This window comes from Pseudoalteromonas sp. Angola-7, from assembly GCF_028599255.1.
GTDB classification, from domain to species: Bacteria; Pseudomonadota; Gammaproteobacteria; order Enterobacterales; family Alteromonadaceae; genus Pseudoalteromonas; species Pseudoalteromonas atlantica.
In genome coordinates, this window is sequence record NZ_JAQREL010000004.1 from 385516 (window position 1) to 401758 (window position 16243).

15 protein-coding genes are annotated in these 16243 nt (G+C 43.7%); 8 read left to right on the forward strand and 7 right to left on the reverse strand.

What is annotated here, in order from left to right:
* Nucleotide 1: 1 nt before the first annotated feature.
* Genes PSH50_RS08775 through PSH50_RS08800 form a run of 6 tightly spaced genes read right to left on the reverse strand, consistent with a single transcriptional unit; the run spans nucleotide 2 to nucleotide 6964 of the window.
* Nucleotides 2-904: a hydroxymethylglutaryl-CoA lyase gene (locus PSH50_RS08775; protein WP_248451408.1), complete on the reverse strand. Its 903-nt coding sequence runs from the start codon at nucleotides 902-904 to the stop codon at nucleotides 2-4.
* The gene (locus PSH50_RS08780; protein WP_273586589.1) at nucleotides 904-2895 is read right to left on the reverse strand and encodes an acetyl/propionyl/methylcrotonyl-CoA carboxylase subunit alpha; all 1992 of its coding nucleotides are present in this window, start codon (nucleotides 2893-2895) and stop codon (nucleotides 904-906) included. The genes PSH50_RS08775 and PSH50_RS08780 overlap by 1 nt, the downstream gene beginning before the upstream one ends.
* Nucleotides 2896-2903: 8 nt before the next feature.
* Nucleotides 2904-3674 (reverse strand): enoyl-CoA hydratase/isomerase family protein, encoded by a 771-nt coding sequence (locus PSH50_RS08785; protein ID WP_138576264.1) that lies wholly within the window; start codon nucleotides 3672-3674, stop codon nucleotides 2904-2906.
* Nucleotides 3675-3687: 13 nt separating this feature from the next.
* Nucleotides 3688-5295, reverse strand: a complete 1608-nt coding sequence (locus tag PSH50_RS08790) for a carboxyl transferase domain-containing protein (protein WP_248461441.1) — start codon at nucleotides 5293-5295, stop codon at nucleotides 3688-3690.
* A gap of 10 nt (nucleotides 5296-5305) precedes the next feature.
* Nucleotides 5306-6481: an isovaleryl-CoA dehydrogenase gene (locus PSH50_RS08795; RefSeq protein WP_024034119.1), complete on the reverse strand. Its 1176-nt coding sequence runs from the start codon at nucleotides 6479-6481 to the stop codon at nucleotides 5306-5308.
* 48 nt (nucleotides 6482-6529) lie between these two features.
* Entirely contained in the window at nucleotides 6530-6964 is a 435-nt protein-coding gene (locus tag PSH50_RS08800) for a MerR family DNA-binding transcriptional regulator (protein WP_004587901.1), read from the reverse strand.
* A 330-nt stretch (nucleotides 6965-7294) separates the two neighbouring features.
* On the opposite strand from PSH50_RS08800, the gene PSH50_RS08805 reads away from it, so the two are divergent.
* The 7 genes from PSH50_RS08805 (at nucleotide 7295) to PSH50_RS08835 (ending at nucleotide 15006) form a co-directional block, all read left to right on the forward strand.
* Nucleotides 7295-8476 carry an acetyl-CoA C-acyltransferase gene (locus PSH50_RS08805; protein ID WP_273609518.1) on the forward strand — a complete coding sequence of 394 codons (1182 nt, stop codon included), beginning with the start codon at nucleotides 7295-7297 and terminating at the stop codon, nucleotides 8474-8476.
* 103 nt (nucleotides 8477-8579) lie between these two features.
* Nucleotides 8580-10070 carry a CoA-acylating methylmalonate-semialdehyde dehydrogenase gene (locus PSH50_RS08810; protein WP_273586590.1) on the forward strand — a complete coding sequence of 497 codons (1491 nt, stop codon included), beginning with the start codon at nucleotides 8580-8582 and terminating at the stop codon, nucleotides 10068-10070.
* Between the two features lie 141 nt (nucleotides 10071-10211).
* A complete protein-coding gene (locus PSH50_RS08815) occupies nucleotides 10212-11369 on the forward strand; it encodes an acyl-CoA dehydrogenase family protein (RefSeq protein ID WP_273586591.1) in 1158 nt (385 codons plus the stop codon).
* A 10-nt stretch (nucleotides 11370-11379) separates the two neighbouring features.
* Nucleotides 11380-12165, forward strand: coding sequence for an enoyl-CoA hydratase (locus PSH50_RS08820; RefSeq protein WP_273586592.1), 786 nt, complete (start codon nucleotides 11380-11382; stop codon nucleotides 12163-12165).
* Nucleotides 12165-13316 carry an enoyl-CoA hydratase/isomerase family protein gene (locus PSH50_RS08825; protein ID WP_273586593.1) on the forward strand — a complete coding sequence of 384 codons (1152 nt, stop codon included), beginning with the start codon at nucleotides 12165-12167 and terminating at the stop codon, nucleotides 13314-13316. The genes PSH50_RS08820 and PSH50_RS08825 overlap by 1 nt, the downstream gene beginning before the upstream one ends.
* Before the next feature lie 10 nt (nucleotides 13317-13326).
* A complete protein-coding gene (gene mmsB / locus PSH50_RS08830) occupies nucleotides 13327-14226 on the forward strand; it encodes a 3-hydroxyisobutyrate dehydrogenase (protein ID WP_273586594.1) in 900 nt (299 codons plus the stop codon).
* Between the two features lie 9 nt (nucleotides 14227-14235).
* Complete coding sequence (locus PSH50_RS08835; RefSeq protein ID WP_273586595.1) at nucleotides 14236-15006, forward strand: SDR family oxidoreductase; 771 nt, start codon at nucleotides 14236-14238, stop codon at nucleotides 15004-15006.
* A 122-nt stretch (nucleotides 15007-15128) separates the two neighbouring features.
* Here PSH50_RS08835 and PSH50_RS08840 read toward each other — a convergent pair whose 3' ends face one another.
* On the reverse strand, nucleotides 15129-15344 hold the full coding sequence (locus PSH50_RS08840; protein WP_273586596.1) for a site-specific integrase: 216 nt from the start codon (nucleotides 15342-15344) through the stop codon (nucleotides 15129-15131).
* Between the two features lie 245 nt (nucleotides 15345-15589).
* Between PSH50_RS08840 and PSH50_RS08845 the strand changes: the two genes are divergently transcribed.
* A complete protein-coding gene (locus PSH50_RS08845) occupies nucleotides 15590-16015 on the forward strand; it encodes an Imm44 family immunity protein (protein WP_273586597.1) in 426 nt (141 codons plus the stop codon).
* Nucleotides 16016-16243: the final 228 nt, after the last annotated feature.

Consider the following 16243-nt stretch of genomic DNA (forward strand, 5'->3'; position numbering starts at 1 on the left):
ATTATTTTTGTGTGTTGCCTAATGCAATTGAAACTTTGCTTACAGGCGTTTTGCCAAGTGCTTGTGTAATTTTCCAACCAGCGCTACTTAACCTTTGTAAATCAATTCCATGCTCTATGCCAAGCCCATTGAGTAAGTAAACCACATCTTCGGTGGCAACATTTCCTGACGCCCCTTTGGCATAAGGGCAGCCGCCAAGGCCTGCAACAGCGGCATCAACCGTTGCTATACCTAAGCTTAACGCTGCGTAAATATTTGTGAGCGCTTGCCCGTAGGTATCATGAAAATGCACTGCCAGTTTTGATTTATCAATATGTTCAAGCAAAAGTGTTAAAAGCTGGGTAACTTTATTTGCAGTGCCAACACCTATGGTATCGCCAAGGCTTATTTCGTAGCAGCCTAAATCTAAAAGCTTTTGCGAAACGCTAAGTACTTTATGCGGGTCTATTTCTCCCTCATAAGGGCAACCGAGAACACAACTGACATAACCGCGTACACGTATGTTATTGGCTTTTGCAAATGCCATAACGTCGCTAAAACGCTCAATACTCTCATCAATACTGCAATTTATATTTTTTTGACAGAACGATTCGCTTGCCGCGGTAAATATGGCAAATTCTTTTATGCCAACGGCATGGGCCGCTTGGGCGCCTTTTAAGTTGGGTGTAAGCGCACTTAAATTTACATGGAGTAAATTAAGCGCTGTTATCACCTCGGCCGAATCGGCCATTTGTGGCACCCATTTAGGCGATACAAAAGCACCGGCTTCAATATTTTTTAAGCCCGCGTCACTAAGTGCATTTATTAATGAAATTTTATCAGCTGCAGTGACTGATTTTTCGTTTTGTAGGCCATCACGCGCGCCTACTTCAACAATTTTAACTTCAGTTGGAAAAGCAGCCATCACGATGCCTCCTGCGCCGTGGTGTCTTCTACAATTGCTAATAAAGCGCCGTGCGCAACTAATTCGCCTTCATCAAAGCAGTAGCTTTGTAAAATACCATCGTGCGGGGCGTTGAGCGTGTATTCCATTTTCATGGCTTCAATAATCACTACGGCATCGCCTTTGGTAATGGTGCTGCCTACATCAACTAAATGCTTAACCACAGTGCCATTAAGTGGCGCCGCAAGGGGCAGGGCGTCACTTTCATGGCTGCTAATGTAATGTTTAGTGTTTAAAGCAAGCTTAATTTGCAGCGCAGCAAACATCACGCTAATACTGTTATCAAAGTGGCTAACATGGGCGGTAAATTTTTCCCCATTAATAAACACATTACATACGTTTTGGTTTACAAAGCCTGCTATATCGAACGACTTATCATTATGCGTTACAACATAACCCGTTTTAGTTTTAACGGCGCTTATAGCTAAGTCTGTAAATGGTACATGCACTTTTTGTGGTGCGTTAAGCGTAAAACCACTGAGTTGTTGCCACGGGCTTGCGCTTTGCTGAGTTGCCTTTTTAGCACCAAGCGATTCAAGGTAGGCAAAGGCTGCAATTAGTTGTGCTTTTTCAAGCGCGGCGCTATCAACATTTACCAATGCATCGCCTTGCTCGGCAATAAAGTGGGTGCTTGGCGCACCTTGAGCAAATGTAGGGTGGCTTGCTAAGTTGTGTAAAAAGCCAATGTTAGTGCTAAAACCCGCTAAGTGAAATTGCTCAAGTGCTTGGCGTAAACGCGATAATGCTTGCTCTCGGTTATCATCATGCACAATAAGTTTTGCAATCATAGGGTCGTAAAACGGGCTTATTTCATCGCCTTGTGCAATACCGGTATCAATACGTACAAACTCACTGTTAAGTGGTGTGCTTAACGCTTCTATTGTGCCCGAGCAGGGAATAAAGTCGTTACTTGGATCTTCTGCGTAAATACGCGCTTCAAAGCTGTGGCCTTGGAGTTGTATGTCTGATTGCGTTAGTGGCAGTGTTTGCCCAGCGGCAATATTAATTTGCCAATTAACTAAATCTACGCCGGTTACCATTTCGGTCACAGGGTGCTCTACTTGTAGACGCGTGTTCATTTCCATGAAAAAGAACTCATCGCCACACAGTAAAAACTCAACCGTACCTGCACCTCTGTAGTTTATTGCAAGGGCACAGCGTACTGCGGCTTCACCCATTTCTTTACGTAGTTCGTCAGACAAACCCGGCGCTGGGGCTTCTTCAATTACTTTTTGATGACGACGCTGTAATGAGCAATCACGATCACCTAAATAAACACAATTACCGTGGTTATCGGCAAAAACTTGTACTTCAACATGGCGAGGCTGGTTAACATAGCGCTCAAGCAGCACTAAGTCGTTACCAAAGCCCGCAATTGCTTCACGCTGTGCGCCCTCAAGTGCACTTATAAAGTCTTTGGCTTGCTCAACAACGCGCATGCCTTTACCGCCACCACCAAAGGCCGCTTTAATGAGCACGGGGTAGCCAATTTTTTCAGCCTCAGATTGTAAAAAAGCAGGATCTTGGTTTTCACCGTAATAGCCTGGCACTAATGGAACATTTGCCGCGGCCATAATTTCTTTGGCGCGGGTTTTAGAGCCCATGGCTTCTATGCTGCTTGCAAGAGGGCCAATAAACGCAATGTTGTTAGCTTCACAGGCTTTAGCAAACTCACTGTTTTCAGATAAAAAACCGTACCCAGGGTGTATACAATCGGCACCGCTTGTTTTTGCAACCTGTAAAATTTTATCTGTTACAAGGTATGAGTCTTTACTTGGTGCAGGGCCAATGTGGTAGGCCTCATCAGCCATTTTTACATGTTGTGCGTGTTTGTCGGCGTCAGAGTAAACAGCGACCGTTGTTAGGCCCATTTGCTTTGCACTTCGCATTATACGGCATGCAATTTCACCACGGTTGGCAATGAGTATCTTTTTTAATGTGTGTGTGTTCATAATTAGTCCTACAGTTGCCAAGCGGGAGGGCGTTTATTAAAAAAGGCGCTCAGTCCTTCTTGGCCTTCGTCCGATACCCGAATATTTGCAATACGTTCGGCCGTGAGTTCAATAAGATCATCATTAATAGGCTTATTTGCTACATCGTTAATTAATGATTTAGCGGCTTTTACAGCGACTGGGCCGTTATCGATTAATGTTTGCAGCATGTTATCAAGGGCACAGTCTAAATTACCGGTCACCTGATGAACCAAACCAAGTTGTTTTGCTGTGTGGGCATCAAACACCTCGGCAGTTAAAAAGTAGCGGCGCGCAGCGCGCTCACCAATGGCTTTAATTACATACGGGCTAATTACCGCAGGAATAAGCCCTAGCTTTACTTCGCTTAAACAAAACTGCGCATCGTCTTTACTTAGGGCAATATCGCAACATGCAATTAAGCCTAATGCCCCACCAAACGCAGCGCCTTGTACAGCACATATGGTTGGGTGAGGAGAGGCGGCTAGTACCTGCATTAATTTAGCGAGCTGCATAGAATCGGCAAGATTATCGGCGTAGTTGTTATCAGCCATTGATTTCATCCAGGCTAAATCGGCACCGGCAGAAAAGTGCTTACCTTCAGTTTTTAAAACTAAAGCGCGAATATCGAGCGTATTTGCATGCTCTATGCACTGAATTAGCTCGTGTATTACTTCACTATTAAATGCGTTGCGTTTTTCAACTCGGCTTAAAACAAGTACAGCCACATTAGATTTTGTTATTTGTAGTGTTACTGACATTTTTGCGCTCCGGTTACATTCTAAATACGCCAAACTTAGAGTCTTGCTGTGGTGCATTTTGAGCTGCACTTAAGGCAAGGCCTAATACGTTGCGGGTATCGGCAGGGTCAATAATGCCGTCGTCCCACAAGCGCGCGCTTGCGTAATACGGATGGCCTTGCTCTTCGTATTGATCAATAATTGGCTTTTTAAAATCGCTAACTTCTTGCTCGCTCATGCTATGGCCTTTACGGGCTAAACCATCTTGTTTAACTTGTGCCATTACACCGGCTGCTTGTTCACCGCCCATTACTGAAATTCGGGCATTGGGCCACATCCACATCATGGTGGGTTCAAATGCGCGGCCACACATACCATAGTTACCCGCGCCGTAAGAGCCACCAATTAGCACCGTGAATTTAGGTACATCGGCACACGAAACCGCCATTACCATTTTAGCGCCGTGCTTTGCTATGCCTTCAGCTTCGTATTTTTTACCCACCATAAAGCCGGTAATATTTTGTAAAAACACTAAAGGAATATTGCGCTGTGCACATAGTTGAATAAAGTGCGCGCCTTTTTGCGCCGACTCACTAAATAAAATGCCGTTATTAGCCACTATGCCTACAGGGTTACCGTAAATACTGGCAAAACCTGTTACCAGCGTTTCACCAAAGTAGCGTTTAAATTCATCAAACGATGAATCATCAACCGTACGGGCAATAACTTCACGCACATCAAACGGCTTTTTAAGGTCAGTGCCTACAATGCCGTAAAGCTCGTTTATATCGTAACGTGGCGGTTTTACATCCTCTAAAAGAGGGGCTGTAGGGCGCGTGTAATTAATACGCTCAATACATTGGCGGGCAATAGACAGCGCATGCTCGTCATTTTCTGCAAAGTGGTCAGCCACACCCGATGTTTTACAATGTACATCGGCGCCGCCTAATTCTTCAGCGCTGACTACTTCACCGGTCGCTGCTTTTACAAGTGGTGGGCCTGCTAAAAATATAGTGCCTTGCTCTTTTACTATTATGCTTTCATCGGCCATAGCCGGTACGTATGCGCCGCCTGCGGTACATAACCCCATTACCACAGCAATTTGAGGAATACCTTTACCCGACATACGGGCTTGGTTATAAAAAATACGCCCAAAATGTAATTTATCAGGGAATACATCGTCTTGCTCGGGCAGGTTGGCACCGCCCGAATCAACCAAATAAATACACGGTAAGTGACAGCGCTCGGCTATATCTTGCGCGCGTAAATGCTTTTTAACGGTAAGCGGAAAGTACGTACCGCCTTTTACCGTGGCATCGTTTGCAATGATCATGCATTCAATGCCTTTAACACGGCCAATACCAGCAACTACACCCGCACAGGCAATTTCTTGCTCGTAAACACCAAAGGCAGCAAATTGCGAAATTTCTAAAAACGGTGAGCCTTCATCTAATAAAGTACTAATACGGTCGCGTACAAATAACTTACCTCGGCCTTCGTGACGCTCTTTTAACGCAGCGCCGCCACCTAAGCTAATGGTGGCTACTTTACTATGTAAATCATCAACCAAAGCTGCCATGTTTTTGTGATTTTGCACAAAAGTAGGGTCGTGAGGATTAACGCTCGATTTTAATATCGTCATAATTTAATCCTTAACGGCTTTCGGTAAAGAGTTCGCGACCAATAAGCATGCGGCGTATTTCTGATGTGCCAGCACCAATTTCGTATAGTTTGGCATCACGTAATAAGCGCCCTGTGGCGTATTCGTTTATGTAGCCGTTACCCCCTAAAATTTGAATGGCATCGAGCGCCATTTTAGTGGCAAGCTCAGCAGCATATAAAATGGCGCCGGCGGCATCTTTACGGGTGGTTTCGCCGCGGTCACACGCTTTTGCAACGGTATAAACGTATGAGCGCGCTGCGTTCATTTGTGTATACATGTCGGCTACTTTGCCTTGAATTAACTGAAATTGGCCAATAGGGGTGTCGAACTGTTTACGTTCATGAATGTACGGTACAACAATATCCATACAGGCTTGCATTATGCCAAGGGGCCCTGCAGCTAGTACTACACGTTCGTAATCTAGGCCGCTCATTAGTACCTTAACGCCTTCGTTTAGGTTACCTAAAATGTTTTCTTCGGGTACTTCGCAGTTTTCAAACACCAGTTCACACGTGTTTGAGCCACGCATACCAAGCTTGTCTAGCTTTTGTGCGGTAGAAAAACCAGGGAAGTCTTTTTCGACAATAAATGCGGTAATGCCTTTAGCGCCGGCTTCTAAATCTGTTTTTGCATAAATAACAAATGTATGTGCGTCGGGGCCATTGGTGATCCACATTTTATTGCCATTTAAAATGTATTTATCGCCTTTTTTTTCAGCTTTAAGTTTCATTGATACCACGTCAGAGCCTGCATTTGGTTCGCTCATGGCAAGGGCACCAATGTGTTCGCCGCTAATAAGCTTTGGTAAGTATTTTTCTTTTTGTGCTTGATTACCGTTACGGTTAATTTGATTTACACACAAGTTTGAATGCGCACCATAGCTTAAGCCAATTGATGCACTCGCACGGCTAATTTCTTCCATGGCTATTACATGCTCTAAGTAGCCTAAGCCTGCACCGCCAAAGTCTTCAGATACGGTCATGCCTAGTACACCCATTTCGCCCATTTGCGGCCAAAGCTGATTAGGAAACGCGTTGTCCATATCGGTTTGTTCAGCCAGTGGCGCAATTTCTTGGCTTGCAAAGCTATTTACGTGGTCGCGGATCATATCGGCGGTTTCGCCAAGGCCAAAGTTCATCTCTTTATAAAGTGAAATAGTGCTCATGATTCATTCCTGTGTGTGTTGTCAGTGTGTTTTTATTATTAAAATAGGCTACTCGTCTATTTTATTAAGTGTGTCTCTGCAGCGGCGCTCCGCTGTCACTAATTCCATAAGCACAACTTTTATGTCGTCCATTTGCTGAGAAAGGTCGGCTTTTTTCTCTGCTATTAAATCGAGCATAGTCACCAGCTGTTTAGCGCTTGATTTATCAGCGTCGTACAGTTCAAACAAACGGCCTGTTTCAGCCAACGTAAAGCCTAAGCGTTTGCCACGCAGTATTAGTTTTAAGCGAACTTTGTCGCGTTTTGAATAAATACGGGTTTGGCCATTGCGCTCTGGGCTTACTAAACCTTGGTCTTCGTAAAAACGAATAGAGCGGGTGGTAATATCAAACTCTTTAGCTAAATCGCTAATACTAAAGGTTTGATCGTTACTGCTTGGCGCTTTTGCAGAACTTGCAAAGTTTGTTTGGTTATCTGGTTTCATAGTTGTGTTTACCTCATTCGAATAACTCCAATATAAGTGAAGTTTACGTAAAGGTAAAGCTTGGTGTGGTGTGAAACTATTTATAAAGGAGTGTTGATGTGAAATGTTAAATTATATTATTAATATTCAATAGTTTATTTTTATTAATTGTTCACTTCGCCGTTACTGGAAAATAATGCTTACACTTTTAAAACTAAAAATTAAACGCTTTTTAGTTGACGTTAGCGTAAACGTTAGTATTGTGTAAGGGTGTTAAACAATAAATGAATACTAAATTAATAGAGCAAATATTCTAACAACTATTTGCATATAAATACAACGGAGTTAATTATGACTTTAGAATCAGTGGTAATTGTAGCAGCAAAGCGTACGCCAATGGGCGGGTTTATGGGCGCATTGACCGATGCACAATCTACCGAGCTTGGCGCAAGCGCCATTGCAAGTGCGCTTGCACAAACTGGTTTAGCAAATGATGCAATAGATGAAGTAATTATGGGCTGTGTATTGCCAGCGGGCCTTGGCCAAGCGCCAGCACGCCAAGCAATGTTAAAAGCAGGCCTTGCTCTGGGCACGGGTGCTACCACCATTAATAAAGTATGTGGCTCTGGTTTAAAAGCCGCCATGCTCGCCAACGATTTAATTAAAGCGGGCTCAATTAGCAGTGCAATTGCTGGCGGCATGGAAAGCATGAGTAACGCACCGTATTTTATACCTAAAGCACGTGGCGGTATGCGTATGGGCCATGGCGAAATTAAAGATCATATGATGAGCGATGGCCTAGAAGATGCTTACGATAACAAAGCAATGGGCTGTTTTGCACAAGATACTGCCGATGAGTACGGCATTGGCCGTGAGCAAATGGATGAGTTTGCACTTAGCTCTTTAAGTAAAGCCAATGCGGCAATTGAAAACGGCAGCTTTGAAAACGAAATTGCGCCGCACACCATAAAAACTCGCAAAGGCGATGTAACCGTATCGGTTGATGAGCAACCCGGTAATGCCCGCCCAGAAAAAATACCAAGCCTGCGTGCTGCCTTTAAAAAAGACGGCACCATCACTGCGGCTAATTCATCGTCAATTTCTGATGGTGGCGCAGCGCTTATATTAATGAGCGAATCAAAAGCTAAAGAGCAAGGCTTAACACCGCTTTGTAAAATTGTAGCGCACAGCACGCACTCTCAAAAACCAAGCGAATTTACTGTAGCACCTGTGGGCGCTATGAACAGTGTGCTTGAAAAAGCAGGCTGGACAACTGCTGATGTTGACCTGTGGGAAATTAACGAAGCCTTTGCCATGGTTACCATGCTTGCTATTAACGAATTAAAACTTGATGAGAGCAAAGTAAACGTAAACGGTGGGGCGTGTGCACTTGGCCACCCAATTGGTGCCAGCGGCGCGAGAATTTTAGTCACGCTTATTCACGCACTTAAAAACCGTGGCCTTAAAAAAGGAATTGCGTCTTTATGTATTGGTGGCGGCGAAGCTGTAGCCATGGCTGTAGAGGCTTACTAACAAAAAAGTTAATTAACTAACAGCAACTAAAATGCACCGTACTCATACTAATAACAAAACGGTGCCATTTTTTAAAAGAACACACTAACAACAGGATTTACCCATGCACCAAGTTCCACTACTTATAAATGGCGAATTTGTTCAGTCGGCTTCAAACGAGCTTATTGATGTAATTAACCCAGCAAACCAAGAAGTACTTGCGCAAGTTCCATGCACTACCGACTCAGAAATGGATGCAGCGATTGCCTCGGCCTCAGAAACATTTAAAACATGGAAAGATGTGCCCATTACCGAGCGTGCCCGCATTATGATGAAATACGCGGCGCTGTTAAAAGAGCACCACGATGAGCTTGCAACCATTATTTGCCACGAACTAGGTAAAACGTTTGAAGATGCAAAAGGCGATGTATGGCGCGGTATTGAAGTAGTAGAACAAGCAGCTAACGCACCGTCATTAATGATGGGCGAAACAATGGAAAACGTTGCCCGTAAAATCGATACCTATTCTTACATGCAGCCCCTTGGCGTATGTGCAGGCATTACGCCGTTTAACTTTCCGGCGATGATCCCTCTTTGGATGTTTCCGCTAGCTATTGTATGTGGTAACACCTTTATTTTAAAACCCTCTGAGCAAGACCCACTCACACCAATGCGTTTAGCTGAGCTATTTATTGAAGCCGGCGCACCAAAAGGCGTATTACAAGTGGTTCATGGTACAAAACCGCAAGTAGACCGCTTATTAGAAGACAAAGCCGTACGTGCAATTTCGTTTGTGGGCTCGTGTGGTGTAGGTGCATACATTTATTCTAAAGGCACACAAAACCTTAAGCGCGTACAAGCGTGTGTGGGTGCTAAAAATCACATGGTTATTATGCCAGATGCGAGTAAATCGCACGTGGTAAATAACCTAGTTGGCGCATCGGTTGGTGCAGCAGGCCAGCGTTGTATGGGTATTTCGGTGGCTGTGTTTGTAGGCCAAGCAAGTGAGTGGGTTGATGAAATAAAAGCAGGCTTTGAAAACGTACGCCCAGGCGTGTGGGATGACAAAGACGCAGCCTATGGCCCACAAACATCAAAAGCAGCAAAAGAGCGTATTTTATCGCTTATAGCAAGCGGTAAAGAGCAAGGCGCCACCTGTTTAATTGATGGCTCAAACTACACAGTAGAGGGCTTTGATCAAGGTAACTGGGTTGGCCCAACTCTATTTACCGATGTGACAAAAGAGATGGACTTATACAAAGAAGAAATCTTTGGCCCTGTGCTTGCCTGTATGTTTGTAGATACGCTTGATGAGGCAATTGCCCTTATTAACGAAAGCCCGTACGGCAACGGTACCTCGTTATTTACCTCAAGTGGCGCTGCGGCTCGTAAATTTCAACATGAAATTGAAGTAGGCCAAGTGGGTATTAATGTGCCTATTCCGGTACCGCTGCCGTTTTTCTCGTTTACGGGTTGGAAAGGCTCGTTTTACGGCGATACGCACACCTATGGTAAGCAAGGTATACGTTTTTACACAGAAACTAAAACCATTACTTCACGTTGGTTTGAAGACGACATCGCTTCAGGTCCAAACATGAGCATTAATTTAAAATAAACACACTCAAAAATAATAATAAAGAAGGGCGCAAAGGCTAAATCCGCCGACAAGCAACTAGAACACACACATCAGCCTTTGCCGCTCTTCACTCATTTACCCTAATGGGACACACTAACAACACAATTAAAGAGGTCTACCATGGACTTTAACTTATCAGAAGATCAACAAGCCTTTGCAGAAACTGCACGCCAATTTGCAGAATCAGAACTTGCTCCACATGCAGCAAAGTGGGATCGCGAGCATATTTTTCCTAAAGATACGATTAAAGCGGCGGGCGAGCTTGGCTTTTGCGGTTTATATACGCCAGAGGAAGCCGGCGGCCTTGGGTTATCGCGTTTAGATTCAAGCATTATATTTGAGCAGCTTGCGATGGGTTGTACAGCTACAACGGCCATGCTAACTATTCATAATATGGCTACGTGGATGGTAGCAAGTTTTGGTACAGATGCAGTTAAAGATGCATACGTAGAACAACTAGTAATGGGCGAGCTACTTGCCTCTTATTGTTTAACAGAGCCTGGCTCAGGCTCAGATGCAGCATCACTAAAAACAAAAGCTGTGCTTGAAGGTGATGAGTACGTTATTAACGGCTCAAAAATGTTTATATCGGGTGCGGGCGAAACCGAAGTATTAGTGGTTATGGCACGTACCGGTGGCGAAGGCGCTGCAGGTATTTCGGCATTTGTAGTTCCTGCCGACGCACAAGGCGTTGAGTACGGTAAAGCAGAAGAAAAAATGGGTTGGAACGCACAACCAACACGCTTAATTAGTTTTGAAGATGTGCGTATTCCGGCGCATAACTTATTAGGTAAAGAGGGCGAAGGCTTTAAATTTGCCATGCAAGGCCTAGATGGCGGGCGTATTAATATTGCCACATGCTCAATTGGTACTGCACAAGCTGCGCTAAACACGGCAAAAGAGTACTTAAAAGAGCGCACTCAATTTGGTAAGCCCTTAGCTGCGTTTCAGGCTTTGCAGTTTAAAATTGCAGATATGAACACTGAGCTTGTAGCTGCGCGCCAAATGGTAAGGCTTGCGGCATTTAAACTTGATACCGGCGATAGTGAAAAAACCACCTATTGCGCCATGGCTAAACGCTTTGCCACCGACGTTGGCTTTACTGTGTGTAACGAGGCACTGCAAGTACATGGTGGTTACGGTTACATAAAAGAATACCCGCTTGAGCGCCATGTACGTGATGTACGCGTTCATCAAATTTTAGAAGGCACTAACGAAATTATGCGTGTAATTATAGCGCGCCGTATTTTAGCCGAGTCTGCAAGCGACGTTTTATAAGGAGCAAGTTATGTCACAATCTAACCCGAGTATTGAACTGACTACCGAAGGCCATGTTGCTATTTTAACTATGTCTAACCCACCAGCTAATACCTGGACAAAAGACACCTTAATTGATTTAAAAAACAAAGTTAACGAGCTTAATAACAACAAAAACATTTATGCCTTAGTGCTTACTGGCGAAGGCGAGAAGTTTTTTAGCGCCGGGGCCGATTTAAACGTATTTGCTAGTGGCGATAAAGGCGTTGCCGCTGATATGTCGCGTGTATTTGGTGAAGCCTTTGAAGCACTGACTAATTTTACAGGGGTGTCGGTTGCGGCCATTAACGGTTATGCCATGGGCGGCGGGTTAGAAGTAGCGCTTGCGTGTGATATTCGTATAGCAGAAGAGCAGGCACAAATGGCACTGCCAGAGGCAAAAGTGGGTTTGTTACCGTGCGCGGGTGGCACGCAAAATTTAGCATGGCTTGTAGGTGAAGGCTGGGCAAAACGCATGATTTTATGTGGCGAGCGCTTAAAAGCCGATAAAGCCTTACATATTGGCTTAGTAGAAGAAGTTGTACCAGAAGGTGAAAGCTTTGCAGCGGCGTTAAAACTTGCCAACCAAGTAAGCGAACAAAGCCCAAGCTCGGTAGCTGCATGTAAAACGCTTATACAAAAAGGGCGCCATCAACCTATGGCAAGCGTATTGCCTCTTGAGCGTGAGTTGTTTGTTGGGCTGTTTGATACACAAGATCAACAAGAGGGCGTTAATGCCTTTTTAGAAAAACGCCGCGCAAATTGGGTAAATGGCTAATGAGTAATTTAACGTTATTAAATAATGCCGACGACCCCGTGCTATTTGAAACGGCAAGTGCAGCAAACGGCAGCTTAATTGGGGTTATTACACTCAACGTACCTAAAGCATTAAACGCCCTTAATTTTGACATGATCAAATTACTCGAGCCGCAATTGCGGGCTTGGCAAAGCGATGATGCAATTGCAATGGTATTGTTAAAAGGCGCAGGGGATAAAGCATTTTGCGCCGGTGGCGATGTAGTCAGCCTGCATCATGCAATGGCGCAAGGTAAACCAACAAGCTTAGTGGAAGACTTTTTTACCCTTGAGTACAAACTTGATTACCTTATTCATACCTTTGATAAACCAATCCTTGTTTGGGGTAATGGCATTGTTATGGGCGGTGGTTTAGGCCTAATGGCCGGTGCTAGCCACCGCGTAGTAACCGAAACATCGCGCATTGCTATGCCAGAGCAAACCATAGGCTTATACCCAGATGTAGGCGGTAGTTACTTTTTACATAAAATGCCACAAGGTGTGGGGCTATTTTTAGGGCTAACATCGGCCTCTATTAATTGTGAAGATGCACGCTTTGTATCGCTTGCCGATCACTTTATCGACAGCACTAAATATGATGCCATGCTAGCGCAAATTTTAGCGGCTAAGTGGGGCAAAACCGCAAGTTTAAATCATGAGCGTTTGACTAAATTATTAACCGATTTAGATAACCAATCTGCGCGTATGCCCAAAGGCAATATTAAAGCTAACTTAGCAACCATTCAAAAATTAGCTGAACTTAATACGCTACAAGAACAAGTTGATTATATTTTAGGCCTAGCTACAGACGATAAATGGCTGCAACGCGCCCAAAAGTCACTTAAGCATGGTTGCCCACTAAGTTGCGCGCTAGTAAGTGAGCAGCTAAAAGCCAGTAAAGGCAAAAGCTTACTAGCGTGCTTTAAAATGGAGCTGGGTATGTCGGTACGCGCTGGCGAAGTAGGTGAATTTCAAGAAGGCGTAAGAGCACTATTAATAGATAAAGACGGCGCGCCTAATTGGCAATACAAAACACTGAGTGATGTACCACAAGCCATAATAGAGAGCTTTTTTGCTAACCGTTTTGGCGAAAATCACCCACTCAATGGCTTAGACACCCCAACACACACATAAAGGAAAGACGATGACTAAACTCAATATTGGTTTTATCGGCTTAGGTAATATGGGCGGCCCAATGGCGGCTAACTTAATTAAAGCCGGCCATAATGTTACAGCATTTGATTTAAACCAGTCGGTCTTAAATGAACTTGCAAGTAAAGGCGCACACGCAGCTGATAATGCAAATGCATGTGCAACCAATGCCGATATACTTATTAGTATGTTACCTGCGGGCAAACATGTTAAATCACTTTATTTAGGCAATAACGACGATAGCGGCTTAATTAATGTGCTTAGTAACAACACCTTAGTGATAGATTGCTCAACAATAGATGCAGAGTCGGCCCGTGTGGTTGGCAGCGCACTTGGCGAGCAGGGTATTAGCTTTGTAGATGCACCGGTATCGGGCGGTGTTGCTGGAGCAACCGCAGGCACGCTTACGTTTATTGTTGGTGGTAGTAAAGCCGCGTTTAATACCGCACAACCTGTGCTTAATGATATGGGTAAAAACATATTTCATGCAGGTGATATTGGCGCAGGACAAGTTGCAAAAATATGCAACAACATGCTTCTCAGTATTTTAATGGCAGGCACGAGCGAAGCCCTGCAAATGGGTATTAATAATGGGCTAGATGCAAAAGTACTCAGCGACATTATGACTGCAAGCTCTGGCCGTAACTGGACCCTTGAACTTTACAACCCATGCCCAGGCGTAATGGATACAGCCCCTGCAAGTAAAGATTACAAACCGGGCTTTATGGTCGATTTAATGGCTAAAGATTTAGGGCTTGCCATGGAAGCCGCGCAGCAAAGTAATTCTTCAACCCCAATGGGTTCAATGGCTAAAAATTTATACACTATGCTACAGCACCAAGGTGCTGGCAGTGATGATTTTAGCGCCATTTTTAAACTGTTTTCTAAGTAGGAGTAAGGCGTGGAAATTAAAAATAACACGGTAGTAATAACCGGTGGCGCACAAGGCTTAGGCTTTGCAATGGCGAAAAAATTTGCCCTTATGGGCGCTAACATCGCACTTATAGATATGGCGCAAGAGTTATTAAACACAGCGTGCGAAAAACTCACACAGCTTGAAGGTGTTACAGGCACTATTAAAGGCTACGCCGCAAACGTAACGGTTGAGAGCGAAGTAGAAAACGTATTTAATACCATTAATAGCGATTTTGGCCACATTGGCGTGCTTATAAACAACGCCGGTATTTTACGAGACGGCATGTTTATTAAAGCTAAAGATGGAAAAGTGGTTAAAAAAATGTCCCTTGAGCAATTTCAATCAGTGATTGATGTAAACCTGACTGGTGTGTTTTTAGCAGGACGCGAAGCTGCAAGCCACATGATTGAATCAGGCAAAGGCGGCGTAATAGTGAATATGTCGAGCGTAGCGCGCGCAGGTAACATAGGCCAAACAAACTACGCGGCATCAAAAGCAGGCGTAGTGGCACTTACAACCACATGGGCTAAAGAGCTTGGCCGTTTTGGTATACGCGTAGGCGCTATTGCACCAGGTGTAATAAGCACCGCCATGACCGACGCCATGAAACCCGAAGCCAAACAGCGCATGCTTGCAGTAACACCCGTAGGGCGTTTAGGCGAAAGCGACGAAATTGCCCATACTGCACAGTACATAATCGAAAACGACTTTTTCACTGGTCGCGTGGTTGAAATAGACGGCGGTATTCGTTTGTAAAGTAAGTTTTTTACGCTTAAATTTAAAAAGCATGGCGCTTGTGGGCTGTGCTTTTTTGTTTTAAAAAATCCCTAATAAGAGTGGCTTTTGAATCACCTCTTTAAATAATAAGCTCAACGCATTTAAGGCTTGGTTTGAGTGTTAGGAGCAACTTTTTTTTGGTTGACTAAGTGATTCAAAATAAGTTCGGCCTCATTATTTCCCATTGTTGTTGGGTGCATCATTGGGTTAAATCGAATAAACGAAGCTATCCAGTATAAATACGCTTTAATGGTACTTTTAGCATAACGCTTTAGATACATTTGTTCGGCTATCATAGTTAAAAAAGATGATTTCATGATATGAATCTCTAGTAAAAACTAACTGTATATATAGACAGTACTTGTTGTTTTGTCCAATATTACTGATCTCCACCATTTCGGTGTATTTGTGCATTGATTAAAAATATTTTCCAGTTAACTAATTGTTTACAGGTGTTTATATGATGGTTAAGATAAATGCAATGTAATATATGGACATTTGTCGGTTTATAAAACGACAAATGTCGTAGACAAAATTGTTAGGTAACTCAAAAGGGATTGTCGTGAAATTCTTCTTAAGAGGCGAAATTGATGGAACAAAGCCAGAAGACCAAATTGATAGAAAGTTTCAAGTTGCAAGCCACTACGTTAGTGAAAAGTTGACTCCAATCATTGAGGCAGAAAACTACGGGAGTGAAGTGGCTGAGCTAAATATTATTCCAATAATCGTAAAACTATCCGATGAAATGAAAGCTGCTGGTTGGCACAAAGAACGGAAACTTTTCAAAAGAAAAACACACTCAACTGACTTTCGTTTGCGCATTGATTATGATGAATTTTGTAACGGTAGTGACGAACAAAGGATCAAATTAATTATCGGTAACATTATTGAATCTGTGCGCATACTTAGTCATCGCGCAAACAAAAGTTTTGACGGTCAGCGGCTAGAATCTGATATTCAAAAATGTTTTAGCGTATCCGTTACCTAACAAGAGCATCAAGGCTCGTAAACTCGCTCGGACAATTAACAATGGGCTATTGTCGCTGCGCTCAATAATTTTAGCCCATTATTAATAGCCGCTTATGCGGGCGTTGGTATGACTCCCACTGTCAAGTTAAACGCACTGATCCCTGCCTAACTTTTTAAGCCATAATTACTTTAGCTCGAATTAGAGCGAGTTAATACATAGGATGAAGCAAGTAATGTCGTCGGTTAT